This window comes from Acidisoma sp., assembly GCF_965199065.1.
Classification (GTDB): Bacteria; Pseudomonadota; Alphaproteobacteria; order Acetobacterales; family Acetobacteraceae; genus Acidisoma.
On the sequence record NZ_CBDAQN010000003.1, the window covers coordinates 467,115 to 492,514 of the forward strand.

Sequence of the window (25,400 nt, forward strand, 5' to 3'; positions counted from 1 at the left end):
GCCTTGATTGTTGGGCTAGCCCAGAGCCGCGAAATGCATGACGCGCTCCTGGCTGAACTCGTGGCGGGGCACGGCCCCTGCGATACGTCCCGTGCGCATGACGAGAATGCGGTCGCACAGGCCGAGCAACTCGATCATGTCCGACGAGACGACGAGGATCGCCGCGCCCTGTTCGGCGAGCGCATTGATGAGACGATAGACCTCGACCTTGGCGCCCACGTCGATCCCCCGCGTCGGCTCGTCGAGCAGGAACACGCGCGGCTTGGTCGTCAGCGCCCGGCCCAGAACCACCTTCTGCTGGTTGCCGCCCGACAGTAACTGCACGCGCTGGCGGATGCTCGGCGTGCGGATGCGAAGCTCGCGGACAGCCTCGTCCGCCAGACGGTCGATGCGGCCCTGCGCGAGGATGGTGCGGAGCCAGGACACCCGTGTCAGCGTCGACATGGCGATGTTGGAGCGGACCGGGAAGGCCATCACCAGCCCCTCGCCCTTGCGGTCCTCCGGCACGAGGGCGACGCCCGCAGCGATCGCATCTCGCGGCGAGCGGAGGGTGACCTCGCGGGACTGCACGCGAATACGGCCGCGGCTGATGGGCAAGGCGCCGTAGATCGCCTTCAACACCTCCGTCCGGCCAGCGCCGATGAGGCCGCCAATGCCGAGAACCTCGCCGGCGCTTAGCTGGAACGACACCTCCTCGAACCGGCCAGGCGAGGACAGGCCCTCGACCTCCAGCAGCACGTCGCCGACCGTCGCATGGCGTGCTGGAAACAGGGCGTCGATCGGCCGGTTGACCATCGCCTGGATCAGCGACGCCTCGGTCCACTCGCTGGTCGGGCGCATGTCGACGGCCGCGCCGTCCCGCAAGACCACGACGCGATCGCAAATCTCGAAAACCTCTTCGAGATGATGGCTTATGAAGACCAGCCCCACATCCGCAGCCCGTAAGGCGCGGATGGTCGCGAACAAAATCTGCTGTTCGGATGTGGTGAGCGTCGCGGTCGGCTCGTCCATGACGATGACGCGCGCCTCCCGCGACAGCGCCCGCGCGATTTCGACCAATTGCTGCTGGGCAATGCCAAGATTGCGGACCCGCGTCTGCGGCGAGATGTCGAGGCCGACGCGGGCGAGAAGCTCCTTCGCGCGACGGTTGAGCGCCTTGCGCCGCACGCCGCCCAGCCAGTCATGCGGAAGATGGCCGAGGAAGATGTTCTCGGCCACCGAGCGATCGGGCACGAGGCTGAGTTCCTGATGGATGACGATGATGCCGGCATCGAGGCTGTCACGCGGCTGACGGGGCGTGAAGGCATCGCCACCGAGACGAAGTTCGCCGGCATCCGGCGTGTAGACGCCCGCGACGATCTTCATCAGCGTCGACTTGCCGGCGCCGTTTTCGCCGACAATGCCGAGCACCTCCCCGCGATCAAGGAAGATGCTGACATCGGAAAGTGCCTTGACACCGGGAAAGTGCTTGGAGATGCCTTGCATCTCCAGCAGACGCGCCATCGCGCTAGATGCCTGATCTCACTGGCTCACCTCATCGCCCCAGAGGCCGTAGGCCTTGGCCGCGGGGCTATCGATGTTCGCCTTCGTCAGCAGCATATGCGGCCAGTATTGATGGGCGGGGATCTTCGACTTCTCACCGTGCAGATAGTCCTCGACATAGGCGACGGATTGCTTTGCCATCGTCAGCGGGTTCTGTGAGAGCGTGGCATCCATCTGACCCTTGCGGATGGCGCTGAGGCCCTGCTCGGTGCCGTCGATGCCGATGATGATGATGTGCTTGGGGTTGCCGATGGGGTAGAAGCGATCGGCCTGCCGGATGGCGCGGATGGCGCCGACGGCATTGTCGTCGTTGCCGTTGAAGATCGCGTCGATCTGGCTATCGGCTGCGAGCAGCTGCGTCGTGATGTTGAAGCCTTTGTCGGCATCGAAATCCGCCGCCTGACGCGCGATCAGTTTCAGTCCCGGATTGTCCTTCTGCAGAGCCGCGAACTCCGTCGAGAAGCCTTGCTCGCGTTCATCGCCGGCGGTGGTGCCGAGCAGCCCTTCGAGGTCGACGACATTGCCCTTGATGGTGCCGTAGCGCTGCTTGAGCTGACCCGCGATGAAATCCGCGCCTTCCTTCCCGAGCTGCACGTTGTTGGTCTCAAGGAAGTTGACCTGGCAGGACCCGCAGGCGGCGCCGCGATCCAGCGTGAAGACCGGAATGCCCTTCTTGTTGGCTTCCTTGACGATCGGCACGATCGCATCCGCGTTGATCGGGTTGAGGATCAGGGCCGCGACGTGCTGGTTGATGAGGTCCGTGACCTGGTTGGTCTGCGTGTTGGCGTCCCCGTTCGCGCTGGTATTGATGAGGCGCAGGTCGGGATATTGAGCGATGCCGTCTTTTACGCCTCTCGTCATGCCCTGGAAGAATGGATTGGCGAGGGTCGCGACACTCAACCCGACGGTGTAGTCGGCGGCATGGGCGAGGAGCGGCGTCAGCGCCAGACATGCGGCGGACAGCGTGGCCGCGAGGTGTTTCCGGAATGCGGACATGGTGGCTTTTCGCTCCCTGAGATTGCTTTTATTGAGCCGGCACGGAGACTAGTGGGGGCCTCCCGAAACCGTCAAGGCAGCCCGGCCCGCGGCGGCTCTAAGTTGCGTTATCATCATGAACGCGAGTGGGTTCAGTATGCCTCACGATAGAGGGCGAGCGCATCGGCCTCCGTCACCTCCACTGGGTTGTTCACCAGCAGCCGTGACTGCTTCATGGCGTCGCCGGCGAGCAAGGCGAGGGAGTTGTCGGTCACGCCGACATCCCGCAGCCTGCGCGGAGCGCCGCTTTCAGTCATGAGGCGCTCCATCTCGGCCACGAAATCCTGTGACCGGGCGGACACCTCCCGGTCTGGCGTCGGCCCGACGAGGACATCGGCGAGTTCGGCGTAAAGCGGCGCGGCCACGCCCATGTTGAAGCGCAGCACGGGGCCTAGCATGAGCGCGTTCGAAAGCCCGTGCGGCACGTGGTAGTGGCCGCCGAGCGGATAGGCCAAGGCATGAACGGCCGCCACCGGCGCGTTGGCGAAAGCCTGGCCGGCGAGCGCCGCACCGAGCAGCATCGCCTCCCGCGCTGGCCGGTTCGCACCATCCCGGCAGGCAGTGATGAGGTTGCCGCCCAGCAGGCGCAAAGCCTCTCGCGCCAAAGCATCCGAGATTGGGTTCTTCCTGAGCTTGCTCGTGTAGGCTTCGATCGCATGGACCATCGCATCGATGCCGGTGGCCGCCGTGTGGGTGGCCGGCAAACCAACGGTGAGCTCCGCGTCCAGGAGCGCGAAGTCGGCGTAGAGCTGGGGCGAGACGACCCCCATCTTGGTGGTCTGGCCGGTCGTGATGATGGCGATGTTCGTCACCTCGGACCCGGTGCCGGCAGTCGTTGGAATGAGCACCAGCGGCAGACGGCTGCCCTCGACGCAGCCGATGCCGTACATCTCCGCGAGCGGCTGCTCCGAGCCGATGAGGACGGCGCAGAGCTTGGCGACATCGAGCGACGAGCCGCCGCCGAGGCCGATGACGATGTCGGTCGTTGCCGCGCGAGCCTCCGCGACGCCGCAATGAAGCACGGCCTCCGGCGGATCGGCGACGACACCGTCGAAGATCGTCACGCTGAAACCGTGCGCGGCGAGACTTGCTAGCACGGCATCGAGCAGGCCGGCGCGCCGCACGCCCGCATCCGTCACCAGGAACGCCCGGCGGGCCGGGAAGCGCGGTGCCAGAATATCGCCCAGGCGCTGGGCGCCCGACCATTCGACCGCTATGGCCGGAACGGTTCTAAACTCGAAAGCGCCGAGCGCCTTGGACATCCGGCGGATCGCCGGTCAGTCGATGAGGTCGGCGTAGAGGGGCGTACTGAGATAGCGCTCGCCGTAGGAGGGGATGATGGTCACGATGAGCTTGCCGGCACTCTCGGGCCTGTTCGCGATCTGAACCGCCGCCCATAGCGCCGCGCCGGAGGAGATGCCCACCAGCAGGCCCTCCTGCCTCGCAACCCGCCGCGCGATGTCGAACGCATCCTGGTTGGTGACGCGCACCACCTCGTCATAAACCCCCGTGTCGAGCACATCCGGCACGAAACCGGCGCCGATGCCCTGCAGGGGATGCGGCCCCTTTTTGCCGCCCGAGAGGATTGGGGAAGCATCCGGCTCCACGGCGATCGCCCTGAAGGACGGCTTGCGATCCCTCAGCACCTCGCTGACGCCGGTAATGGTGCCTCCGGTGCCGATGCCGGCCACCAGATAGTCAACCGCGCCGTCGGTGTCGCGCCAGATTTCCTCGGCGGTGGTGGTGCGGTGGATTTCAGGGTTTGCCGGGTTCTTGAACTGCTGCGGCATGAAGTAGTGCGGACCTGTCGACGCGATCTGCTCGGCCCGCGCAATGGCGCCGCCCATGCCTTCCGGCCCCGGCGTGAGCACCAGCTCCGCCCCGTAAGCGCGCAGGAGGATGCGGCGCTCGCGGCTCATCGTCTCGGGCATCGTCAGGATGCAGCGATAGCCCCGCGCGGCGCAGACCATGGCGAGGGCGATGCCGGTATTGCCGCTCGTCGGCTCGACGATGATGGACTCTGGCCCGACGAGCCCCGCCTTCTCGGCGGCGTCGATCATGGCGACGCCGATCCGGTCCTTCACGCTGTGGCCAGGGTTGAAATACTCCAGCTTGGCGACGATCCGGCCCGGCGCATCCGGCGCCAGAGTGCGGATGGAAACCAGCGGCGTATTGCCGACGAGGGTCGTGATGTCCGGTGCGATTCTCATGTCAGATCGTCCAGTCGAAAGCATCGTACGCGAGGCTCGCCAGCACCTCCTCCATTCCGCGCGCCGGCGCGCCGGGAGACGCGATCCGCACGAGCTTGGCCGGAACGCCGGCAACGAGACCGTTGGCCGGGACCGAACGCAGCACCACCGAGCCGGCCGCGATCCGCGCGTTCTCGCCAATCTCGATATTGCCGAGAACCTTGGCGCCCGCGCCGATCATCACGCCGCGGCGGACCTTCGGGTGCCGGTCCCCAGCCTCCTTGCCGGTGCCCCCAAGCGTCACGTCCTGGAGCAGCGAAACGTCGTCCTCGACGACCGCGGTCTCGCCCACGACAAGCCCGGTGGCGTGGTCGAGGAAAATGCCCTGACCGAAGCGCGCCGCCGGATGGATATCGGTCTGGAACACCTCCGATGCGCGGCTCTGCAGATAGAGTGCGAAGTCGCGCTCGCCATTGTTCCACAGCCAGTGGGTGACGCGCTGCGACTGGATGGCGTGAAAACCCTTGAAGTAGAGGAAGGGCTCGATGAAGCGGTCGCAGGCTGGGTCCCTCTCCTGCACGGCGGCGAGGTCGGCCTTGAATGCACAGCCGATCGCGGGGTCGGAGGAAAGCGCGCGGTGGAAGGCCTGCACGATCAGCGGCAGGGCGACGACATCGTTCTTCAGCCGCGAGGATACCCGGTGGCAGACGGCAGCCTCGAACGAGGGCTGATTTATGATGCTGTCGAAGAAGAGCGTGGCGAGCGCCGGCGCCTTATCGTAGGCCTCCTCGGCCTCGCGGCGGAGCCGCTGCCAGATGGGGTCGTCGAGCTCGTCCGTCTCCGCGCGCGGCACGACGGCGAGATAGTTATGGGTCGAGCGGATCAAGGCGGCCTCCCGCGACGGCTGGCGTCATCTCCGGAACCGGACGCATCGTCGCATGGTATCTAAGCAGGTTCGCGGGCTGCCGCCAAATCAGCAGGCAATGAGCGCGAAGGCCCGGACCAAGGCATAGACCTCTCAGCATAGGCGGTTATTCTCGCCGGATGAAGATTATCAGCTGGAACCTGCTTCACCGCGACGGTGCCGCCCTGGCCGACGTGGCCCGGCTGATCGAGCAGCACCACCCGGATGCACTCCTCATGCAGGAGGTGACAACCGCGTTCGACGCACTGCCGCGGCTGGCCGGCGGCTTCTATTCTCAGACGCCCCTGCCCGGCCGACGCCACGGCCTCGCGGTTTGGACCCGGCAGCCGACGGCGAAGCCGCCCGGCATCTTCCCGCTGCCGTCGGGTGCCGTCGTCCATCGCATCTGCCAGATCGTCGATTTCGGCCCGTTCAGCGCGGCCAACGTCCATCTCTCGCAAGGCCAGCTGCTCAATCGCCGGCAGTTGCGGAGCGTCGTCGGCCACCTGCCGCTGCACGCCGCAGTGCTCGGCGACTACAATCTCGTCGGGCCGCCATTGGTGCCGGGGTTTCGGGATGTCGGGCCGCGCCACGCCACCCACCGGATGAGCGACCTCGTGCCGTTGCGGCTGGACCGCTGCCTCATCCGCGGCCTCGTCTGCCTGAAGGCCGATGTGCTGGACCGCGGAACCTCGGACCATCGCCCCATCATGGTCGAACTTGCCGCGCCCGGCGAAGGCGCCGGCCATCCCATCAGACGCCCGCTTATGCGCCGGCCGCTTTTCAGGTGAGCGGCGGAACTGTCGCTATCGCGCCAGTATTCGTGGCGACTCTGGGCTCCACGACGCCCAGACGGGCATGCCGATCGTGAACCGGCCGGCGGCCTCGCTCTGAACATCCGCCCAGATCTCGCCGGTGAGCGCCTGAGACAGGCCGAGCTTGATCCGCGTCAGCGATCCGAAGAACGTCATCTCCTGCACCACGGCCGAAACCGCGCCCGCCGGTGCCGCCATATCAGCGCCCGTCAGCGTGACATGTTCGGGCCGGAGGAACAGATCGACCTCCGTGCCCGCAGCAAAACGAGCTGCGGCATGCGCGGGCAGAAAGATGTTCCCCATGCGGATGCCTTGCGCGTCGGCCTGCCCCGCCAGCACGCCGCCGGCTCCGATGAAGCGGGCGACGAAGCCATCCGCCGGCGCACCGTAGATCTCGTGCGGCGGCGCCATCTGCAGAACATGGCCCTCGCTCATCACCGCGACGCGGTCGGAGATCGACAGCGCCTCCTCCTGGTCATGCGTCACGAAGACCGTGGTGATGCCGGTCTCCTGCTGAATACGCCTGATCTCGGAGCGCAACTGCGTGCGCACCTTGGCGTCGAGCGCCGACAGCGGCTCGTCGAGCAACAGGATGTCCGGCTTGACCGCGAGGGCACGCGCCAGCGCCACGCGTTGCTGCTGGCCGCCCGACATCTGATGCGGGAACTTGTTCACATGCGCGGCGAGCCCGACCATCGCGAGCAGCCGCTCCGCCTCCACCGCCTGGGCCTTGGCATCGCCAAGACCGCGGACACGAGGCCCGAAGCGGACGTTCTGCAGCGCCGTCATGTTGGGGAACAGGCTGTAGGCCTGGAATACCATGCCCATGCGGCGCTTGTTCGGCGGCAGATGCGTCACATCCTGGCCGTTGAGCAGAACCTGCCCGCTATCCGGCACCTCGAATCCCGCGAGGATGCGCAACAGCGTCGTCTTGCCGCAGCCCGAGGGGCCAAGGAGACAAAGCAACTCGCCCTGCGCCAGTTCCATGTTGATCTGCTGGAGCACGGTGCGGACACCATAGGTCTTGCGGATGCCGGAGAGCGTGACCCCCGACATCGCGATGTGCGCGGTGCTGTCCATCAATGCGCCCCTCCGACGGTGGCCGCGCTTTTGCGGCCGGTTAAGATGACGCCAAGCATGAAGAGCCATACCAGCAGAAAGGCGAAGATCGTGAGCGCCGACGCCTCGGTGACCGCATTCTGCCCGGTGTCGTTGATGAACACGGCAAAGGTGTGGAAGAGCAGCACGCTCGCGAAGGTGAACTCGCCGATCACAGTCGTGAGGATGAGCAGGATGGCGCCGACGAGCGCCGTCCTCAGATTGGGCAGCAGCACCATGAAAATGATCTGTCCCCATCCGGCGCCGAGCGACTGGCAGGCTTCCGTCAGCGTGCGCACATCGAGCGTGGAGAGGCCAACGTCGAGCGACCGGTAGGCGTAGGGCAGCGCCAGGAAGAAATACGGAATGACGAGGTAGTTCGGCGTGCTGATCAACCAGGTCGGCCCTGTGTAGAGCGTCGTCAGGCCGTCGATCAGCGCGATGGCCGGAATGACGAAGGGCAGGTTCGAGATGAACTCGAACAGCGGCTTCAGTTTCGGCGCCTTGAGGTGCACGAAGATCATCGCCGGCACCATCAGGATGAAGCTGAGCAGGATCGTCTCGACCGCCAAACGCAACGACAGGAACAGGCTGTTCCAGAAACCGGCCGTATGAAGCATCGCGCTGTAGGCGGAGAAGCCATAGCTGTTGCCGCCCTGCCAGAGGCTGAACAGCGCCGTGACGATCAGCGGCACGAAAAAGAAAATGCCGCCGAGGCTGAGAATGATCCAGTTGAAGAGGCTGAGCCTCGTCCGCGCGCCGTACGGCTTGCGAGGACGCGGCGCCTGGACGGCCTCTTTGACGGCCTGGGATTCGGCGGTGACAACGGCGCTCATGATTTTGCTCCCGCCTTTAGCGCCGCCACCGCGCGGCATAGCGCGCGGTGAGACTGTAGATGATCAGGACGACGGCCATCACGAGAATCATGCCGGTCGAGAGCGCCGCACCCACCTGCGGGTCGGACATGACGTTGCCCGAGAGCACGTTGCTGATGTCGATGGTGACAAGCGCGATGTTGCCGTCCGTCAGCGCGTAGGGCGTCGCGAAAGCCGAGAAGGCGCTGCCGAACAGCAGCAGGAAGCCGCCGAGGAGCGACGGGAACAAGATCGGTAGCCCGATCAACCGCCAATACTGGAAGCTGGTGGCGCCCAATCCATCGGATGCCTCGCGCCATTGCGCACGCAACCCCTCGATGGCCGGCGTGATGATGATGAGCATCAGCGGGATCTGGAAATAGGCGAAGGTGACGGTAAGACCGGTCAAGGAATAGAGCGAGAAGCCCATCGCATAGATGTTGATGCCGATGTGCTTCAGCCCGAGCGTCACCAACCCGAGGCTGCCTAGGGTGCTGATGAAGGCGAAGGCCAGCGGGACGCCCGCGAAGTTCGTCGCCACCGCGGAGAAGCTGGTCACGATCGACCGCAGGATCGGCGGCGCGCCGGGCTGCAAGGTTGAGTAGGCAAGGAACGTGCCGCCGACGAGGCCCACGAACGCCGAGGCGACGCCGAGGATGATCGAGTTCTCGAAGGCGATGCGATACTGATAGTCCCAGAGACCTGCCAGGTAGGACAGGGTGAAGCCGTTGTCGCCGATGAAGGTCTGCACGACGAGCACGACCGTCGGCGCGATCAGGAAGGCGAGCACGAAAAGCAGAAACAGGCCGACGAAGAGCCAGGGGATCGTGCGCCCGACGAGAGCGCTGACACCGCCGCTACCGGCGGAAGCGACGGCTCGGGGGACGCTCGGCCCCCCGCTCGGTCTCGCTGTTACGTCTGGTTGAGGTTTGACGGTCTCGCCAGACTGGCTCACGGGGAACCTCAATCAGTTAAAGTTGGCGGACGCCTGTGGTCAGATCTTCACCATCCGGGGCCACAGCTCGGCGAGGGTCTTCTGGGCCTTGGCGACCTGGGCCTGGGTGGCGAACTTCACGTCGGCGTAGGGGCCGGCGGGCGGCAGCTTGGCCGAGAGGCTGGCCGGGATCAGGTTCCGCTTGGCGAGGTCGGCGTAGCGCGCCGGATGGGCGTAGCCGGCGAGGTAGAGCAGCTGGCCCTCATCCGAATACAGCCATTCCTGCCACAGCTTGGCGGCGTTCGGATGGGCGGCATCGGCCGGGATTGCCTGGCAGTAGAAGCTGCCGTACGGCGTCGAACCCTCGGGCACGACGACGCTGATGTTCGCCTTGCCGACGGCCATGTCGCGGTAGCCGAGCGTCAGGTAGTCCCAGTTGATGACGATCGGCGCCTGGCCGCTGACGAGCAGCGCCGGACCGGTGGCCGCGGCGGGGCTGAGGTTGCCGATCTTTGCGAGCTCGCCGAAGTAGGCGACGCCCGGCGCGATATCGTCATAGGAACCGCCGTTGCCGAGGGAGGCCGCGAACACCGCGGCGAAGGCGGCGCCGGCGCCGAGCGGGCTGCCGTTCAGCGCGATCATGCCCTTGTACTCGGGCTTCTTCAGATCGGCCCAGGTCGTGGGCGCGTTCTTCACGACGTTGGTGTTGGTGGCAATGGAGACGATGCCGAAATAGTCGGCGACCCAGAGGCCGTCGGCGTCTTTCATGCCGTCCGGGATCGTGTCCCAGGTGGCGACCTTGTACGGCGTGAAGAGGTGCCTCTTGACGCCGATTGAGGCGAAGGACGGCCCGATGTCGAGCGCGTCGGGCGCGCGATCCTGACCTTTCAGGCTCTTGACGGCCTGGAGTTCGTCGGCCGAGGAGCCGTCGGGGTTCGCGTCGTCGATGGTGATGCCGTACTTCGCGGTGAAGCCGTCCATGATGGCGCCGTAATTGGCCCAGTCCCGCGGCAGGGTGATGACGTTGAGCTTGCCTTCCTTCTTGGCGGCGGCGACGAGCGCATCCATGTCATCCGCGGCGCGGGCCGGACGGATGCCGGGGACGGAGGCCAGAGCCGCACCGGCGACGGCGCCCAGACCGAGCTTCGCCCCAAGCTTCGCATAGTCGCGGCGACCGAGAAGAGGGATATGAGACGGCATCGAGGATGCTCCTGATACGAGATCGTGAAAGAGGCCATGCGGGCGAGGGCAGGATCAAGGCGGAACTGCCCGACGATTTGGGCGATACAGCCGGATCGAAGACCGAACAACGTCACTTGTGTGACACTTCATGCTTCGATCACAGGTTCGTTAGTCGAGCTTAAATCACCCCTGAGGGTGATTGAACAGCCCCGCCACCTCCGCCGCCTGCAGCCGACACGCTGAGTAATAATTGCAGCGGCCCGCTTGTGTTCTTGGTTTGTTCTTGACGTTGAAGGCTCATGTTGCGATGGTCTCGCGATCGAAGGAGATCGCCATGAAGCCGATCGAAGCCGCATCTGTGCCCGCGAAGCCGCGCATGGTGTTCCGTCAGGTGCGGATCGCCAGCGTCAAGCCGTCCGCGCGCGCTCCCCGTCCTGCTGCCGCGGACATCGCGGAGGGCGACACGATCGAGCGCAACGCGGTCGAGGAGGGCGCTGATCCGACGCCTTCTCTGGCCCGTACGGGTCGCGGAGCGACGACCAACCCGTCGGTCCGGTTCGAGACGCAGGCGACAGTGCCGTGCGATGACGGCTGGGGCTCGCTCGAGGACGGCTTCGCGTCGCTGCCTCCGCTGGAGACGGTGCTCATCCGCGATCACAGCCGGACCGCGATCGCGCGCAACACGAGCCCGGATGTGGGTTTCGACCGGTCGATCAACCCATATAGGGGATGCGAGCACGGCTGCGTCTATTGCTTCGCCCGGCCGACGCACGCCTACCTCGGCTACTCCCCAGGCCTCGATTTTGAGACGAAGCTGTTGTTCAAACCGGAGGTCGCGAGCCTGCTGGAGCGTGAGTTGCGGCGGCCGTCCTACAAGCCCAAGCCGATCACGCTGGGCTCCAACACCGACCCCTACCAGCCGGTGGAGCGACGGCTCAAGCTTACACGGCAAGTGCTCGAGGTGCTGCTGCGCTTCCGCCACCCGGTGAGCATCGTGACCAAGTCTGCGAGCATCGTGCGCGACCTCGACATCCTGGGAGAGCTTGCGAAGCTCAGGCTCCTCCACGTGTATCTGTCGGTGACGACGCTCGATCCGGCGCTTGCGCGGGTGATGGAGCCGCGGGCCTCGGCGCCGGCTCTGCGGCTGCGGGCGGTTTCCGCGCTGCAGGCGGCGGGAGTGGCCGTGGGCGTGTTGGCCGCCCCGATGATCCCGGGCCTCAACGACGCCGAGCTGGAGGCGATCCTCAAGGCTGCCGCGGAAGCCGGCGCGGAGCGTGCCGGCTATGTGCTGCTGCGCCTGCCGCTGGAATTGCGCGAGATGTTCGAAGCCTGGCTCCGCGAACACATGCCGCAGCGGGCCAACCACGTCCTGAGCCTGATCCGGCAGATGCGCGGAGGGGCGCTCAACGATGCGACGTTCGGGCAGCGCTTCGTCGGCACCGGCCCTTACGCTGATCTGCTGTCGCAGCGTTTCGAGCGGGCGGCGCGTCAACTGGGATTGAACACGCGCCATACCGAGATGGACGTGACGCAGTTCCTCGTGCCGAGCGCTCCGGCTGCGATGGCCGAAGCGCAGATGTCTCTGTTCTAGCGGGCGGGTAGGCCCGCAGGACGAAAAGGGGACCTGCCGCTGGCAGAGGCTGCGGCATGATTTAGACCCTGCAGCGATGTGCGATTAGCCGCTAGGCTCGGCAGGAACCTAGAAGCTGATCTTCTCAATGCCCCGCGCGACCCTCGATGACATCGCTGCCTTCATCGCCGTCGCCCGGGCGCGCAGCTTCACTCGGGCCGCAGCCCGCCTCGGAGTGTCCCAATCCGCGCTGAGCCAGACGGTTCGTGGCCTCGAAGGCCGGCTCGGGCTTCGCCTGCTGACACGGACGACACGCAGCGTCTCTGCCACCGAAGCCGGCGAGCGCCTGCTGCAGGGGGTTGCACAGCGGATCGAAGAGATCGAGGCGGAGCTGGCCGCACTGAGCGCGCTTCGTGAAAAGCCATCCGGCACGATACGGATCACCGCTCACGATCACGCAGCACGTTCCGCACTACTGCCGGCGCTCGAGACGCTGCTTCCGCAATATCCCGACATCAACGTCGAGATCGTCATCGACTATGGGCTGACAGACCTCGTGGCCGAACGTTTCGACGCCGGCATACGAACCGGCGAGATGGTGGCGAAAGACATGGTCGCCGTCCGCATCGGCCCGGACCTGCGCTCGGCGGTCGTTGGTTCGCAATCGTATTTCGCCAGCCGGCCGAAACCGAAGGCGCCCCCTGATCTGACCGCCCATAACTGCATCAACCTGCGGCTGCCGACCCATGGCGGCCTCTATGCCTGGGAGTTCGCGAAGGGCACGCGCGAGTTGCGGGTGAGGGTCGAGGGGCAGCTCGTCTCCAACGGCAGCGCCATGATGCTGGATGCGGCACTGTCCGGCCTGGGGCTGGCGTACCTGCCCGAGCAGACGGTGCAGGATCATCTCGCGGATGGGCGGCTCATCCGCGTGCTCGCCGACTGGTGCCCACCCTATCCGGGCTATCACCTCTATTACCCGAGCCGGCGCCAACCGACGCCCGCCTTCGCCCTGCTGGTCGAGGCACTGCACTACAGGCCACCGCTGACGGCCCGTCACGCCGGTCCAGGACAGTGATAAGCAAGCCTTCTAGGTTCATGCGGGTTTGCCGCACTAATCGCGCCTAATCGACCCGCCTAGATGTCGCTCAGAAATCTCTGGAGCGACATCATGCAACAGCGCAAGCTTGGAAGCAGAGGGCCCACCGTCTCGGCCATTGGCCTCGGGTGCATGGGCATGAACCATCACCGCGGCGTCGTCCCCGACAGGCGCGAGATGATCGCGCTGATCCAATCGGCGGTCGAGCGCGGCGTCACGTTCTTCGACACGGCGGAGGTCTATGGCCCGTTCACCAACGAGAGCCTCGTCGGCGAGGCACTGGAGCCGTTCCGCGGGCAGGTAGTCATTGCCACGAAGTTCGGCTTCGACCTCGGCCTTGGCGGCCAAGGTGGCGTCGACAGCCGTCCCGACCGCATCCGGCAGGTCGCCGAGGACCAGCTGCGGCGGCTCCGCGTCGAGACGATCGACCTGCTCTACCAGCACAGGGTCGATCCGGCCGTGCCGATCGAGGAGGTGGCGGGCGCGGTGCGCGATCTCGTCGTCGCCGGGAAGGTCCGGCATTTCGGCCTGTCGGAACCGGGAGCGCCGACGCTGCGACGCGCCCATGCGGTTCAGCCCGTCACGGCCGTCCAGAGCGAGTATTCGCTATGGTGGCGGCGCCCGGAAGCGGAGGTGCTGACGGTCTGTGAGGAACTCGGCATCGGCTTCGTGCCGTACAGCCCGCTCGGGCGGGGGTTCCTCACCGGGAGCATCGACCCCGCCACGACCTTCGACAGCAACGACAACCGTAGCACTTTGCCCCGCTTCACCGTGGAGGCGCGCCGCGCGAACCAGCCGCTCGTCGACCTGCTGCGGGACATCGGGAGCGCAAAGCGCGCTACGCCGGCGCAGGTTGCCCTGGCCTGGCTGCTCGCCCAGCGCCCGTGGATCGTCCCCATCCCGGGCACCACCAAGCCCGGCCGGCTCGACGAGAATATCGGCGCGGCAAGCCTGGAACTCACCACCGCCGAGGTGCGGGACATCGAGGCTTCCGCGGCCCGCATCGCGATCCAGGGCGACCGCTACCCGCACGAGGTCGAGGCGATGACCGGCCTGTAACACCACAGATATGAGAGGCAAGACATGAACCCGACCTATGACTTCCAAGGCCAGGTGGCACTTGTCACCGGCGCGGCCTCCGGTATGGGCTTTTCCACTGCCCGAGCCTTTGCCGAGGCGGGTGCTTCGGTGGCGCTGGCCGATCTGCCGGGCGCCGCATTGGATGCAGCGGCCGAGAAGCTGCAGTCGGAGGGGCACAGCACGATCGCCATTGCCACCGATGTTTCCGACGAGGCGCGGGCTGCCAACATGGTCGCACGCGCCGTCGCCGCGTTCGGACGGCTCGACATGGCCTACAACAACGCCGGCATCCTCGGCCCGATGGGCGATGTCACGGATGAAACGGCCGCGGCGTTCGACCAGGTCAACGCCGTTAACCTGCGTGGCGTCTGGGCCTGCATGAAGCACGAACTGCTGCAGATGCGGAAACAGCGCAGCGGCGCGATCGTCAACTGCTCGTCGCTGGGCGGCTTGGTCGGTCTTGCGGGCCGCGCCGCCTACCATGCCAGCAAGCATGGCGTGATCGGCCTCACCAAAAGCGCGGCCATGGAGTACGCGGCGCAGGGGATAAGGATCAACGCCGTCTGCCCGGGTTGCATCGACACGCCCATGGGGGCCGGCATCGACCCCGAGGCGATGCAGCGGTTCTTGGAAGACCAGCCCATCGGACGGATGGGCCGCTCTGAGGAAGTTGCGGCTTGCGTGTTGTGGCTCTGCAGCCCCGGCGCGAGCCTCGTGCTGGGCGTGGCACTGCCGGTCGATGGCGGGTTCACCGCACACTGACCGCAGAATGGCATTTCAAGACGGCTTTTCTCGGCTCCTGACGCGTCCGGCCGCCTAGTGGACAGGTCCATTAACCGCTGCAATAACGCGTTCAACCTCACAAATGGAGCTTGCTATGAGTGTCCCGAACCTGTTTCGTTTCGGCTTGATTGCATTGTCGCTGACAGTGGCGGGTTGCGCGCAGAACAAGCCTCCGCACTTCGCGTCGGCGCACAAGGTCAGCGGTGGTTCTGGCGCGCAGGAGCCGGGCGCCGCTGGCGCTGGTGACCAGAACGGCCCCAGCGGCGGCGCCGGCGCGCCGTAAGAAGCTACCGGTCGGTCGCGCTCATCGAGGGCGCGATCGTCCTTTCGCCAAAGTTGCCCGTACGCTTCTGACGCCTCCAAGATGCCGCCTTGTGAAACTTTTGTGATCGAAGCGTGATCCGCCACGGAAACGGCCGGTCCTGCGGGTCGATGCATCACGAAGATGGGCAGGACAAAGAGACCTAACACCTCACTGTCCCTTTGCTCCTTTTTCAGAAGGAAGCTTCAACCATGTTTCTTCCTTTGCAGAAGCACCACAAACTTCATGAGCAACGTTCCCGTCATCGTATGGTTCCGCCGCGATCTCCGCATTGCCGACCAGGCGGCTCTCGCAGCCGCGGTTGAAAGCACAAGCCCCGTCATCCCGGTCTTCGTCCTGGACGATGACGAGGCAGGCGCCTGGAAAGCCGGGGGCGCCCACCGCTGGTGGCTACATCATAGCCTTGGAAGCTTGGCCTCCGGCTTGCGACGCGCCGGCAGCGGCCTCGTGCTCCGCCGAGGCAACAGCGCGGCCACCGTCCTCGCTCTGGCGCGGGAGGTCGGCGCATCCGCCATCCACACCGGCATCATGCCTGAGCCTTGGGAGAAGACAGCCGACGACGCCGTAGCCACGGCCCTGAAGGATGGCACCTGCACCTTCCACCGGCACCCGACCGCGCTGATGCACGACCCCGATGCCATCACAACGCAGGCTGGCAAGCCGTTCAGCGTCTTCACGCCGTTTGCCAACGCATTCGGGCGCGCCGTTCATCCCTCGCCGCCTGCGCCTGCACCGAAGCACCTGCCAAAGGCGTCTCTGCCGAAGTCCGACGCGCTCGCCGATTGGAAGCTGCTGCCGACCATCGGCTGGGACAGCGAGTTCTCTGGCCGTTGGAACCCCGGCGAGGCGGGCGCCGCCGATGTGCTCGCCCGTTTCGTGGCCGAGGCCGCCGAGCACTACGACATCGGACGCAATGAGGTGGCGAAGGAGGGCAGTTCCTCGCTCTCGCCACACCTGCACTGGGGAGAGGTCTCGCCCTGGCAGGTTTGGGCGGCTCTGGAGAAGGCAAAGCCCGGCGCCGGCGTGACCGCCTTCCGCCGCGAACTTATCTGGCGGGAATTTACCAGCCACGTTCTGTGGCATCACCCGACCTTGCCCGATGAGCCCCTTCGCCCGGAGTTCCAGAGCTTCCCGTGGCGTCAGGATGCCGCGGGGCTGCGGGCCTGGCAGAAGGGCATGACCGGCGTGCCGATCGTCGATGCCGGGATGCGGCAGCTATGGTCCATCGGCTGGATGCACAACCGCGTGCGGATGATCACCGCCTCGTTCCTGATCAAGCATCTGCTGGTGTCCTGGGCCGAGGGCGAGGCCTGGTTCTGGGACACGCTGGTCGACGGCGACCTGGCAAACAACAGCGTGAACTGGCAGTGGGTGGCAGGATGCGGCGCCGACCCTTCCCCGTTCTTCCGGATCTTCAACCCCGTGCTGCAGGGCAAGAAGTTTGACCCGGCCGGCGACTACGTTCGCCGCTGGGTGCCGGAACTGGCGTCTCTCGACACCCGCTACATCCATGATCCCTGGGCGGCTCCGCGCTCCGCTTTGGAGAGCGCCGGCATCACCATCGGCCAGACGTATCCGGCGCCGCTGATCGACCTGGATGAGGGCCGGGCACGGGCGCTCGCGGTCCTGCGCAAGGCCACCGGCCGCGCCGCCGCCTGAAGGAGGCTTGTCTTGTCGTCGGAGGCGCCGACCCCACCTGAGAGTGACGTTCACAACAGGAGCCAGACAATGAGCCAGAACCAGTTCACAGGGGCCGCCCGTGAGGCTGCCGGCCGCATTCAGGACACGGTCGGCGACTTCGTAGGCGACGCGCAGACGCAGGCGAAAGGCAAGTACAACCAGGCCCGCGGCCAGGCCGAGGGCGCCATGGGTGACGCCGCCGAACTCATCCGCGAGCAGCCGCTGATGGCGGGCCTCGCGATCCTCGCGATCGGCTACATCATCGGACGCCTCCGCATCCTCTAACGCCTGAAGGTTTGACGCGCCGCCGATGAGCGTGAGCGCGTGAACCGAGCCTGCCGCTAGTGGGCCCTCCGGTTATGGCTCGCCGTGGAGTTCACGGCGATCTATGGCGGAGGGCCTTCGGTTATTCTGGCCACACGTCACGCCGGCATCTGTTCGTCGTGCTTTGGCTCGGCGCGGCAATCGGCCGGAACGGCACCCGAACCCTCAGCCGCGCGAGATGCCGACAGTGGCGCTACACGATTTGCCGCAGGACGCCGCCATCCACGCGCAGCGCCGCGCCGGTGGTGCCGGATGCCTGCTCGGAGCAGACATAGACGACCATGTTTGCGACCTCATCGGTGGTCGTGAAGCGTTGCAGAAGCGAGGTTGGCCGCGCGGTCTTCAGGAAATTCTGCTCCGCCTGCTCCTGAGTGATGCCTTCGGCCTCCGCTTGCGACTTCATCCAGTTGGACAGGATCTCCGAACGTGTCGGTCCTGGCAAGACCGAATTAACCGTCACCCCGGTTCCCGCGACAGACTCCGCAACGCCCCTGGCAATCGCGAGTTGCGCGGTCTTCGTCATGGCATAATCGACCATGTCCTTCGGGATCGCGAGCGCCGCCTCGCTGCTGATGAACACGACGCGGCCCCAGCCACGCTTCGTCATCGCCGGTAGGTAATGCCGTGTCATTCTGACGCCGGTCATCACGTTGAGTTCGAACAAACTCCGCCACTCGTCGTCCGTCACGTCTAGAAACGATCTGAAGGCGCCGGTCCCGACGTTATTGACAAGAATATCGGCATCGCCGGCCTTGTCCGTGAATGCCTTGGAGCCCGCTTCGGTCGCCAGATCCGCGGCGAAGCCGGTGATGTCGGCCTCCGGGAAAAGCTCGCGCATCTCCGCCAATGCGGCAGAGACCCGCGCCTCCCCACGGCCATTGATGACGACAGCGGCGCCGGCTCGCGCAAGCCCCTCCGCGATCGCACGGCCGATGCCGGCGGTAGACCCTGTGACGATGGCCCTGTGGCCCTTGAGATCGATGTTCATGGTGTGGCTCCTGTTCGGTGGCTGGAATAATACGCATTCTACTGCGTGGGATAATGGGCCAGAGTTCCATAGGATTAATGCCAACGGAGAATAGTGTGGACCGGCTTCAGGAACTGAACGCCTTCATCGCCGTCGCCGAAGCCGGAGGGTTCTCGGCGGCGTCCCGGCGAAGCGGCGAACCCCAACCCGCGATCAGCAAGGCCATCGCGAGCCTCGAGAAGCGCCTCGGCGTGGCACTGTTCCACCGCAGCACACGCAGCGTGACGTTGACGGATCAGGGGCAGCGATACCTTGATCGCACAAAACCGCTCGTCGAGGAGCTGGCCTACGCCGACAACGAACTGACGAACAGCGCGTTGAGCGTGTCAGGTCTTGTCCGGATCAGCGTGCCAGCGACCTTCGGGCGCCTGCATATCCTGCCGCTGATCCCTCGGCTGTTGTCACAGTATCCCGGGCTCGAGGTCGATCTCGTTCTTTCGGACTTCGTGCGAGACATGGTGGAGGACAGGATCGATCTCGCGATCCGGTTAGGTTCTGTCCACGAACCTGACGCCGTCGCGAAACGCGTGGCGTCCACACCGCTGGTGTGCGTGGGGGCTCGCCGCTACTTCGATGAGCACGGCATCCCGCAAACCCCGGCTGACCTCGTCCATCATAACTGCATGATTTATGGCGGGCTTGAGGATTCGACGAACTGGCCCTTTGTCGGGCCGCAGGGTGCGATGAGCGTGGCCGTTCGCGGAACGCTGTCGTCCAACAGCGTGGAGACGATCCGCGCAGGCGTGCTGGCTGGCCTCGGCATCGGCTTTTTCACCAAGGTCTCGCTGGCCGGTGAGCTCTCACAGGGCGATGTCATGACGGTGCTCGATGATTTTGTAAGAGGCGTGAGAGACATCAGCCTTGTCTGGCCGAGACGCAGATTCGTCCCGGCCCGTGTGCAGCGCGTGACCGAGTTCTTCGCGAAGGCCATCCCGGAATGCGTTTGAGACATGTTGAAACGACCCGGCGGTTCAGCCTGATGTTTCACGGCTGGCGGCAAAGACGCAAACGCTGCTTCCGGTTCGTATCCGACCAGTCGCCAGCCATCCGTTTTGGCGGCTCGATCTCTTATCCATTAACAATTGTTCTTATCACTGCTATTATGGGCGGATTGGACGGAGGCCACGATGACCACTTTGACTATCTCCCTGCCGGACTCGCTAAAAGCGTTCATCGACGCTCAGCTCGCGACCAAGGGCTATGGCAACGTCAGCGAATACTTTCGGAGCTTGCTCCGCGAAGCCCAGGCTAGGGAAGAGGAGGCCCGCCTGGAGGCTTTGTTGGTGGAAGGATTGGCTTCGAAGCGCCTGCCTCTCGATGCCAAATTCCTGAAAGGGATCGAAGCGAAGACGGCAGAGCTCGTGGACAAATACAAAGACCGCAAGCGTTCGTGAGACTATTCGTCCAGGAAGCCGCCGAGCACGACATTCTGCATCAGATCGAGTACTACGCCGAGCAGGGACTATCCGAGATCGCGCACCGGTTCAGCGCCAGCGTCGTGGTGAGCCTGACCTTTCTCATCGAAAACCCGGATATTGGATCGCCACGACACACGTCCGATCCGCAGCTGGTCGGTCTGCGCTCCTGGTCGGAGAAGCGTTTCGAGGCTTCCCGAATTCACTACCTGCTGCAACCGGATCTGCTCGTCGTGGTGCGGGTCCTTCATGGAAAACAGGACACGAACGCGCTTTTATAGCGCAGGCCCGTGGGAGCTTCCCGTGTTGAACCGGGGCTACGCGCGGCTCCGGTCGCGGCGGGTGAGATGCAGCGAGCACAGCTTACATGGTTGTATCATCGTCACGGCCAGGCTTGGACGGTTCTTCTACACCAGCGCAGCCTGGCACCATTGAAGCGGTAACGGTGGGATGCACTCAAGCTGATACTTCGATGGCTACCGGCAACTAGGTAGTTGAAGAGCACGCCCCTGTGACTGCACAATCTTCTATGGATGGATCGAGGAATATTCGTTGATATATTGGAGAGGAGATAGCAGGAGAGTCCATATGACAAGTGATGATATGACCGAGCACGCCAGAGCAGAATACACTCCCAATCTGGTCCTCCCATCCTTCATGAAGAGGAATTCTGCGAAAACCACTACGTAAAAAGTGCTAATAGCTAGTGAAATGTTGTTTGTCGCGTCGGCAACTGGTCCAGTCCAATTAGTGGCGTGCGCTAGATTTGGTGTGAAGATATTTTGGACAGCCGTTATTCCCGATACATGTTCATCTAGCTGAAGTTTTTCAAACTCTAGTCTTCTGAGGAAATTCGGGAGATTCATCAAATTGACTAGCGGCGTGTAAGCTGCTGCTGCGACCATATAAGTAGATGCGGTCCCCCAAAAGTCGCTTTGTTGCTTGTGCAATTTCAAGAACAGATGCAGCGTCGCCGCCCCGCTCAGAACCGAGAGGTCATTAATTAGCAGATCTGGGACGTAGTAGCCAACGTCATCCCAGTTAATGCCATAGAGCCTCCGAACTGGCCACGCCACGATGGTCCCGACTAGCGTGGAAAAAAGCCACACCTTTAAGGCCTTTTGAGACAGCTTGCTTTTTCCACCGGAGTGATTGACATCGTTCAGCATCTGAACCGGGTGCATCAGGCAATCGAACCATACAGTCACGGCTTTAAGGATTAAGTTACACCAGGCAGTTAATGTCATAGTTTACGGCGCTTCCCGCGCGACATATAAAATGCAGTTATTAAAGCGACCAAGAAGGTGCAAATCACTATTGATAGGACAACTGATGCCGATGCAGTGTGCGGCGAGTGGCTTTCAGTCAGATGAGGGGAGTGTGGATAGGCAATAAAGGCTCCGACTAGCACAACTGTAGCAGTCGGCAATTTTTTCTGCAGCATCACCCCGTTGGCCAACCATATCCCTAGCCAACCTGGAACCCCAGTCATAACAGACCCAACTAAGAGCATCTGCACTGCCGGCCTTAGCCCTGAGTGAGCTAGCTTGCTCGAAGCTTCGTAAACCGTAATTCCGCCTAAGAGAGCGATTGCCGCGTAAGTCACAACAAGGATGGAGATCCCGAACATTCCAAAAATGATCGTCGAAACATCAGCTGCCTCAACTGGAAAATCCAGCTCAAGCTGCTGGACAAATTTCTTTTTGACGCGTCCAGGCCGCAGCATCACACTCGAATGTTCCCCTGACAGCATATTTCTAATGCCGACCGTGATTAGGCGCAGAGAAATTTCCTCGTCTAGTCTAAACAACTCCCGAGGCTTGTGATTACGATCACGCGTCGCTGGTGCAAGCGTTGGACGCTCTAAGAAGCAGAGTTGCCTAAGCTGGTTGCTCCCCTAGAGACCTCCTGGCCGCCGGCTCGCTGCCATTGAACAGATAGGACCTTGAGTTAGCTCAAAAACACCCCCTAGATCTCCTCGACGCTCGAAATCCCCGGCATCACCTTCAACGCCGCCGCCAGCTTCGGCGACACGTTGAAGCGGCCCGGCAGCTTGATCTCCGCCTCGCGATGCGCGTCCAACCTCGGACACAGAATGACCTCGCCCCGCCCCTGCCCCTCTTGCGTCAGCAACATCCGGATGTGAGCCACCGCCGCCGTCTCGGTCAGCCAGACGCGCAACCCAACACCGGCCCCCGCCGCCGCCTTGTCCAATGGCGCCACATCCTGCGCCGTGATACGCAGCGCGTCACCCTCCAGCCGCAGATCGACCGTCACCAGCAAAGCCGTGCCCTCCCGCAGCAACTCACCGGAACGCGCGAGCACCTCGCTGAACAAGGTGACCTCGAAACTGCCGCCGCTGTCCGAGAGCCGGATCCACGCCATGCGCCCGCCGGTGCGCGTCGGGCGGATCTTCGGGCTCCCGATCATGATGCCCGCCACCTTCACCCGCCCCGTCCCGTTGGACGCCGCCGCCTCCAGCCGCGTGCTCGACATCACGCCGAGGCGCTTCAAGGTCGAGCCGAAACTGTCGAGCGGATGGCTGGTGAGGTGGAAGCCGATCGCCTCCGCCTCAAAGCCCAGCCGGTCCAGCATCGGCCAGTCCATCATCTCAGGGAGGCGCAGCGGCTCAGGCTTCGCCCCAAGCCCGCCGAACAGCCCGATCTGGCCGCTGCCGCGATCCTCCGCCGTCGCCTGCGCGCGCTTGAGCAGCATCTCGCAACCCGTGAACAGCCGCGCGCGGTTCGCATCGAGCTCGTCGAAGGCTCCGGCCTTGATGAGGTTCTCCAGCTGCATCTTGTTGAGCAGCTTCGGGTCGATGCGCTCGGCGAAATCGGCAAGATCGGCGAAATGCCGGTCGCCCCGCGCGTCCGCCACCGCCTCCATCGCCGCCTGCCCGACGCGCTTGACCGCAGCGAGCGCGTAGCGGATGGCGAGGCTGCCATCGGGCTGGCGCTCGACGGTGAAGTCGGCGGCCGAGCGGTTGATGTCGGGCGGCAGCACGGCGATGCCCATGCGGTTCGCCTCCTGCCGGAAGGCCGCGAGCTTGTCGGTATTGCTGATGGCGAGGCTCATGCAGGCGGCGATAAAGGGCACCGGATGGTTGGCCTTCATCCACGCCGTCTGATAGGCGACCAGCGCGTAAGCCGCCGCGTGCGATTTGTTGAAGCCATAATCAGCGAATTTCGCCATCAGGTCGAAGATGTCGCCGGCCTTGGCGGCGTCGATGCCCTGCGCCACGGCGCCGTCGGTGAAGATCTTCCGTTGCGCCTCCATCTCCGAGCGGATCTTCTTCCCCATGGCGCGGCGCAGAAGATCGGCGGCGCCGAGGCTGTAGCCGCCCAGGCGCTGGGCGATCTGCATCACCTGTTCCTGATAGACCATGATGCCGTAGGTCTCGCCGAGGATGTCCTCGATATCCGGGTGCGGCGCTTCCCATTTTTCGCCATGCTTGCGCTGGCAATAGGCCGGGATGTTCGCCATCGGTCCCGGCCGGTACAGCGCCACGCCGGCAATCAGATCTTCGAAGCGATCGGGGCGCATCTGGCGCAGCACGTCCCGCATGCCCTGGCTTTCGAACTGGAACACCCCGCCCGCATCGCCTCGCTGCAGCATCTCGTAGGTTGGCCCGTCATCCAGCGGCAGCCGGTCGATATCGACGGTGATCCCGAGCTTGGTCAGGAACGTCGTCGCCCGGCGCAGGATCGTCAGCGTTGTGAGGCCAAGGAAGTCGAACTTCACCAGACCCGCCTGCTCGACGTATTTCATCGAATACTGCGTCACGAGAAAGTCCGAGCGCGGATCCTTGTAGAGCGGCACAAGCTCGTGCAGAGGCCGGTCACCGATGACGACGCCCGCCGCATGGGTGCTGGCGTGGCGGTAAAGGCCCTCCAGCTGCAGCGCGATCTCCATCAGCCGGCGCACCGCCTCGTCATCCTCGCGCATCTGCTGCAGGCGCGGCTCGCCGGCGATGGCCTCGGCCAGCGTCACCGGTTTCGCCGGATTGTTGGGGATGAGTTCGGCGACGCGGTTGACCTGCCCGAACGGCAGCCCAAGCACACGGCCGACATCGCGCACCGCCGCGCGGGCCTGCAGCTTTCCGAAGGTGATGATCTGCGCCACGCGGTCGGCGCCGTATTCGCCGCGCACATAGGCGATGACCTCGTCGCGGCGGTCCTGGCAGAAGTCGATGTCGAAGTCGGGCATCGACACGCGTTCTGGGTTGAGAAAGCGCTCGAACAGCAATCCGAACCGCAGGGGGTCGAGGGCGGTGATGCTGAGCGACCACGCGACGACCGAGCCCGCGCCCGAACCGCGGCCCGGACCGACAGGAATATCGCGCGCCTTCGCCCACTGGATGAAGTCGGCGACGATCATGAAGTAGCCGGCGAAGCCCATGCGCGCGATGACGCCGAGTTCGTAGTCGAGCCGGTCGCGGTAGACGCGCGCCGTCTCGGCATCGGCCTGCATGAGGGCAAGGTGCCGGTCGAGCCCTTCGGCCGCCATCTGGCACACGGTCTCCTCCTCGGAGGCGCCCTCGCGGACCTTGGGGCAGACGGGCAGCAGCGGCTTGCGCGTTTCCGCCATGACCGCACAACGGCGGGCGATGGCGAGCGTGTTGTCGCAGGCCTCGGGCATGTCGGCGAAAAGCGCGCGCATGGCGGCGGCGGGCTTGAACCAGTGTTCCGGCGTCACCCGGCGGCGATCCGCCTCGGAGAGCACGCGGCCTTCGGCGATGCAGAGCAGCGCGTCATGGGCCTCATGCATGCCGGCGGTGGCGAAGTAGCAGTCATTGGCGGCGACCAGCGGCAGTCCGATCTCATCGGCCAGCGCCACCAGGCCGGGTTCGATCGCCTGCTCGATCGCGAGGCCGTGGCGATGCAGTTCGACCGCCAGCCGGTCGGGGAACATCTCGGCGAAGCGGGCCAGCAGTTGGGCGGCCTCCACACGCTGGCCCTCGGCGAGCAGGCGGTTGATGGGGCCGAGCGTTCCGCCCGTCAGCAGGAACAGCCCCTCGGCGTGCTGACCGAGACGGTCGAGGGCGATCTGCGGGCGCAATCCGGGGTCGGTCTCGAGGTAGGTGATCGAGGAGAGCCGTTGGAGATTGGCGTAGCCGACCTCCGTCTGGGCGAGGAGGACGACGGGTTCGGGGGCCAGCCGGGGCTGATCGCGCCGCCCGATGGCGATCTGGCAGCCGAGGATCGGCTGCACGCCCTTTGCGATGGCGGCCTGGCTGAACTCCAGCGCACCGAAGAGGTTGCTGGTGTCGGTGAGCGCCACCGCGGGCATCCCGTCCGCCGCCGCGAGGGCCGCAAGCTTGTCGGCCTTGATGGCACCCTCACTCAAAGAATAAGCGGAGTGAGCGTGGAGGTGAACGAAAACTTCAGCTTGCATGAAGGAGACTATAGGCGAAGCAGCCGAGTCGAGAAATCCGCCGTGGCCTTTCGTGGAGGCAGGCGCGAGGCCGTGCGCTTGTCCTGGAAAACTCCGGAGCCGATTTACGAATAGGTGGTGGCCCTCATTGAGGAGCGCCGCGCCGACGCCTCTGTT

24 protein-coding genes are annotated in these 25,400 nt (G+C 64.7%); 11 read left to right on the forward strand and 13 right to left on the reverse strand.

What is annotated here, in order from left to right; all coding sequences use genetic code 11:
- Window positions 1-15 precede the first annotated feature (15 nt).
- The 5 genes from ACOEQ1_RS10355 to cysE all read right to left on the reverse strand — a co-directional run bounded on the left by ACOEQ1_RS10355 (window position 16) and on the right by cysE (window position 5,652).
- Window positions 16-1,503, reverse strand: coding sequence for a sugar ABC transporter ATP-binding protein (locus ACOEQ1_RS10355; protein WP_419759168.1), 1,488 nt, complete (start codon window positions 1,501-1,503; stop codon window positions 16-18).
- Between the two features lie 18 nt (window positions 1,504-1,521).
- Window positions 1,522-2,538, reverse strand: coding sequence for a sugar ABC transporter substrate-binding protein (locus ACOEQ1_RS10360; protein ID WP_419759169.1), 1,017 nt, complete (start codon window positions 2,536-2,538; stop codon window positions 1,522-1,524).
- 131 nt (window positions 2,539-2,669) lie between these two features.
- Window positions 2,670-3,839, reverse strand: coding sequence for an iron-containing alcohol dehydrogenase (locus tag ACOEQ1_RS10365; RefSeq protein ID WP_419759170.1), 1,170 nt, complete (start codon window positions 3,837-3,839; stop codon window positions 2,670-2,672).
- Window positions 3,840-3,854: 15 nt separating this feature from the next.
- Window positions 3,855-4,787, reverse strand: a complete 933-nt coding sequence (gene cysK / locus ACOEQ1_RS10370) for a cysteine synthase A (protein ID WP_419759171.1) — start codon at window positions 4,785-4,787, stop codon at window positions 3,855-3,857.
- Window position 4,788: 1 nt separating this feature from the next.
- The gene (gene cysE / locus ACOEQ1_RS10375) at window positions 4,789-5,652 is read right to left on the reverse strand and encodes a serine O-acetyltransferase (protein ID WP_419759172.1); all 864 of its coding nucleotides are present in this window, start codon (window positions 5,650-5,652) and stop codon (window positions 4,789-4,791) included.
- Window positions 5,653-5,810: 158 nt separating this feature from the next.
- Here cysE and ACOEQ1_RS10380 point away from each other — a divergent pair, with 158 nt between their 5' ends.
- Window positions 5,811-6,461 carry an endonuclease/exonuclease/phosphatase family protein gene (locus ACOEQ1_RS10380; protein ID WP_419759173.1) on the forward strand — a complete coding sequence of 217 codons (651 nt, stop codon included), beginning with the start codon at window positions 5,811-5,813 and terminating at the stop codon, window positions 6,459-6,461.
- A gap of 15 nt (window positions 6,462-6,476) precedes the next feature.
- Here ACOEQ1_RS10380 and ACOEQ1_RS10385 read toward each other — a convergent pair whose 3' ends face one another.
- The 4 genes from ACOEQ1_RS10385 to ACOEQ1_RS10400 are packed head-to-tail and all read right to left on the reverse strand — an operon-like array spanning window position 6,477 to window position 10,571.
- Window positions 6,477-7,565, reverse strand: a complete 1,089-nt coding sequence (locus tag ACOEQ1_RS10385; protein ID WP_419759174.1) for an ABC transporter ATP-binding protein — start codon at window positions 7,563-7,565, stop codon at window positions 6,477-6,479.
- On the reverse strand, window positions 7,565-8,419 hold the full coding sequence (locus ACOEQ1_RS10390) for an ABC transporter permease (protein WP_419759175.1): 855 nt from the start codon (window positions 8,417-8,419) through the stop codon (window positions 7,565-7,567). Before ACOEQ1_RS10390 ends, ACOEQ1_RS10385 begins: the two co-directional genes overlap by 1 nt.
- A gap of 16 nt (window positions 8,420-8,435) precedes the next feature.
- Window positions 8,436-9,392 (reverse strand): ABC transporter permease, encoded by a 957-nt coding sequence (locus tag ACOEQ1_RS10395; RefSeq protein ID WP_419759176.1) that lies wholly within the window; start codon window positions 9,390-9,392, stop codon window positions 8,436-8,438.
- A gap of 39 nt (window positions 9,393-9,431) precedes the next feature.
- On the reverse strand, window positions 9,432-10,571 hold the full coding sequence (locus ACOEQ1_RS10400) for an ABC transporter substrate-binding protein (protein ID WP_419759177.1): 1,140 nt from the start codon (window positions 10,569-10,571) through the stop codon (window positions 9,432-9,434).
- A 316-nt stretch (window positions 10,572-10,887) separates the two neighbouring features.
- Here ACOEQ1_RS10400 and ACOEQ1_RS10405 point away from each other — a divergent pair, with 316 nt between their 5' ends.
- The 7 genes from ACOEQ1_RS10405 (at window position 10,888) to ACOEQ1_RS10435 (ending at window position 17,369) form a co-directional block, all read left to right on the forward strand.
- Window positions 10,888-12,144 (forward strand): PA0069 family radical SAM protein, encoded by a 1,257-nt coding sequence (locus ACOEQ1_RS10405; protein WP_419759178.1) that lies wholly within the window; start codon window positions 10,888-10,890, stop codon window positions 12,142-12,144.
- Window positions 12,145-12,271: 127 nt separating this feature from the next.
- Window positions 12,272-13,198, forward strand: a complete 927-nt coding sequence (locus tag ACOEQ1_RS10410; protein WP_419759179.1) for a LysR family transcriptional regulator — start codon at window positions 12,272-12,274, stop codon at window positions 13,196-13,198.
- A gap of 93 nt (window positions 13,199-13,291) precedes the next feature.
- On the forward strand, window positions 13,292-14,278 hold the full coding sequence (locus tag ACOEQ1_RS10415; protein ID WP_419759180.1) for an aldo/keto reductase: 987 nt from the start codon (window positions 13,292-13,294) through the stop codon (window positions 14,276-14,278).
- 24 nt (window positions 14,279-14,302) lie between these two features.
- Window positions 14,303-15,061: an SDR family oxidoreductase gene (locus ACOEQ1_RS10420; RefSeq protein WP_419759181.1), complete on the forward strand. Its 759-nt coding sequence runs from the start codon at window positions 14,303-14,305 to the stop codon at window positions 15,059-15,061.
- A gap of 115 nt (window positions 15,062-15,176) precedes the next feature.
- Window positions 15,177-15,365 (forward strand): hypothetical protein, encoded by a 189-nt coding sequence (locus ACOEQ1_RS10425; protein ID WP_419759182.1) that lies wholly within the window; start codon window positions 15,177-15,179, stop codon window positions 15,363-15,365.
- Between the two features lie 264 nt (window positions 15,366-15,629).
- On the forward strand, window positions 15,630-17,063 hold the full coding sequence (locus ACOEQ1_RS10430; RefSeq protein WP_419759183.1) for a cryptochrome/photolyase family protein: 1,434 nt from the start codon (window positions 15,630-15,632) through the stop codon (window positions 17,061-17,063).
- A gap of 69 nt (window positions 17,064-17,132) precedes the next feature.
- Entirely contained in the window at window positions 17,133-17,369 is a 237-nt protein-coding gene (locus tag ACOEQ1_RS10435; protein ID WP_419759184.1) for a CsbD family protein, read from the forward strand.
- Between the two features lie 232 nt (window positions 17,370-17,601).
- Here ACOEQ1_RS10435 and ACOEQ1_RS10440 read toward each other — a convergent pair whose 3' ends face one another.
- Window positions 17,602-18,396: an SDR family NAD(P)-dependent oxidoreductase gene (locus tag ACOEQ1_RS10440; protein ID WP_419759185.1), complete on the reverse strand. Its 795-nt coding sequence runs from the start codon at window positions 18,394-18,396 to the stop codon at window positions 17,602-17,604.
- 95 nt (window positions 18,397-18,491) lie between these two features.
- Here ACOEQ1_RS10440 and ACOEQ1_RS10445 point away from each other — a divergent pair, with 95 nt between their 5' ends.
- From ACOEQ1_RS10445 to ACOEQ1_RS10455, 3 genes are all read left to right on the forward strand, one after another.
- The gene (locus ACOEQ1_RS10445; RefSeq protein ID WP_419759186.1) at window positions 18,492-19,382 is read left to right on the forward strand and encodes a LysR family transcriptional regulator; all 891 of its coding nucleotides are present in this window, start codon (window positions 18,492-18,494) and stop codon (window positions 19,380-19,382) included.
- A 180-nt stretch (window positions 19,383-19,562) separates the two neighbouring features.
- The gene (locus ACOEQ1_RS10450) at window positions 19,563-19,829 is read left to right on the forward strand and encodes a ribbon-helix-helix domain-containing protein (RefSeq protein ID WP_419759187.1); all 267 of its coding nucleotides are present in this window, start codon (window positions 19,563-19,565) and stop codon (window positions 19,827-19,829) included.
- On the forward strand, window positions 19,826-20,131 hold the full coding sequence (locus tag ACOEQ1_RS10455) for a type II toxin-antitoxin system RelE/ParE family toxin (protein ID WP_419759188.1): 306 nt from the start codon (window positions 19,826-19,828) through the stop codon (window positions 20,129-20,131). Before ACOEQ1_RS10450 ends, ACOEQ1_RS10455 begins: the two co-directional genes overlap by 4 nt.
- Before the next feature lie 246 nt (window positions 20,132-20,377).
- Here ACOEQ1_RS10455 and ACOEQ1_RS10460 read toward each other — a convergent pair whose 3' ends face one another.
- The 3 genes from ACOEQ1_RS10460 to dnaE all read right to left on the reverse strand — a co-directional run bounded on the left by ACOEQ1_RS10460 (window position 20,378) and on the right by dnaE (window position 25,244).
- The gene (locus ACOEQ1_RS10460; protein WP_419759189.1) at window positions 20,378-21,019 is read right to left on the reverse strand and encodes a hypothetical protein; all 642 of its coding nucleotides are present in this window, start codon (window positions 21,017-21,019) and stop codon (window positions 20,378-20,380) included.
- 74 nt (window positions 21,020-21,093) lie between these two features.
- A complete protein-coding gene (locus tag ACOEQ1_RS10465; RefSeq protein WP_419759190.1) occupies window positions 21,094-21,579 on the reverse strand; it encodes a hypothetical protein in 486 nt (161 codons plus the stop codon).
- 239 nt (window positions 21,580-21,818) lie between these two features.
- The gene (gene dnaE, locus ACOEQ1_RS10470) at window positions 21,819-25,244 is read right to left on the reverse strand and encodes a DNA polymerase III subunit alpha (protein ID WP_419759191.1); all 3,426 of its coding nucleotides are present in this window, start codon (window positions 25,242-25,244) and stop codon (window positions 21,819-21,821) included.
- Window positions 25,245-25,400 lie beyond the last annotated feature (156 nt).

Coding starts and splice junctions, on each gene's coding strand:
- ACOEQ1_RS10355 (WP_419759168.1), bottom strand. CDS start 1,503: ATGGCGCGTCTGCTGGAGATGCAAGGCATCTCCAAGCACTTTCCCGGT.
- ACOEQ1_RS10360 (WP_419759169.1), bottom strand. CDS start 2,538: ATGTCCGCATTCCGGAAACACCTCGCGGCCACGCTGTCCGCCGCATGT.
- ACOEQ1_RS10365 (WP_419759170.1), bottom strand. CDS start 3,839: ATGTCCAAGGCGCTCGGCGCTTTCGAGTTTAGAACCGTTCCGGCCATA.
- cysK (WP_419759171.1), bottom strand. CDS start 4,787: ATGAGAATCGCACCGGACATCACGACCCTCGTCGGCAATACGCCGCTG.
- ACOEQ1_RS10380 (WP_419759173.1), top strand. CDS start 5,811: ATGAAGATTATCAGCTGGAACCTGCTTCACCGCGACGGTGCCGCCCTG.
- ACOEQ1_RS10385 (WP_419759174.1), bottom strand. CDS start 7,565: ATGGACAGCACCGCGCACATCGCGATGTCGGGGGTCACGCTCTCCGGC.
- ACOEQ1_RS10390 (WP_419759175.1), bottom strand. CDS start 8,419: ATGAGCGCCGTTGTCACCGCCGAATCCCAGGCCGTCAAAGAGGCCGTC.
- ACOEQ1_RS10400 (WP_419759177.1), bottom strand. CDS start 10,571: ATGCCGTCTCATATCCCTCTTCTCGGTCGCCGCGACTATGCGAAGCTT.
- ACOEQ1_RS10405 (WP_419759178.1), top strand. CDS start 10,888: ATGAAGCCGATCGAAGCCGCATCTGTGCCCGCGAAGCCGCGCATGGTG.
- ACOEQ1_RS10410 (WP_419759179.1), top strand. CDS start 12,272: ATGCCCCGCGCGACCCTCGATGACATCGCTGCCTTCATCGCCGTCGCC.
- ACOEQ1_RS10415 (WP_419759180.1), top strand. CDS start 13,292: ATGCAACAGCGCAAGCTTGGAAGCAGAGGGCCCACCGTCTCGGCCATT.
- ACOEQ1_RS10420 (WP_419759181.1), top strand. CDS start 14,303: ATGAACCCGACCTATGACTTCCAAGGCCAGGTGGCACTTGTCACCGGC.
- ACOEQ1_RS10425 (WP_419759182.1), top strand. CDS start 15,177: ATGAGTGTCCCGAACCTGTTTCGTTTCGGCTTGATTGCATTGTCGCTG.
- ACOEQ1_RS10430 (WP_419759183.1), top strand. CDS start 15,630: ATGAGCAACGTTCCCGTCATCGTATGGTTCCGCCGCGATCTCCGCATT.
- ACOEQ1_RS10435 (WP_419759184.1), top strand. CDS start 17,133: ATGAGCCAGAACCAGTTCACAGGGGCCGCCCGTGAGGCTGCCGGCCGC.
- ACOEQ1_RS10440 (WP_419759185.1), bottom strand. CDS start 18,396: ATGAACATCGATCTCAAGGGCCACAGGGCCATCGTCACAGGGTCTACC.
- ACOEQ1_RS10450 (WP_419759187.1), top strand. CDS start 19,563: ATGACCACTTTGACTATCTCCCTGCCGGACTCGCTAAAAGCGTTCATC.
- ACOEQ1_RS10460 (WP_419759189.1), bottom strand. CDS start 21,019: ATGCTGAACGATGTCAATCACTCCGGTGGAAAAAGCAAGCTGTCTCAA.
- dnaE (WP_419759191.1), bottom strand. CDS start 25,244: ATGCAAGCTGAAGTTTTCGTTCACCTCCACGCTCACTCCGCTTATTCT.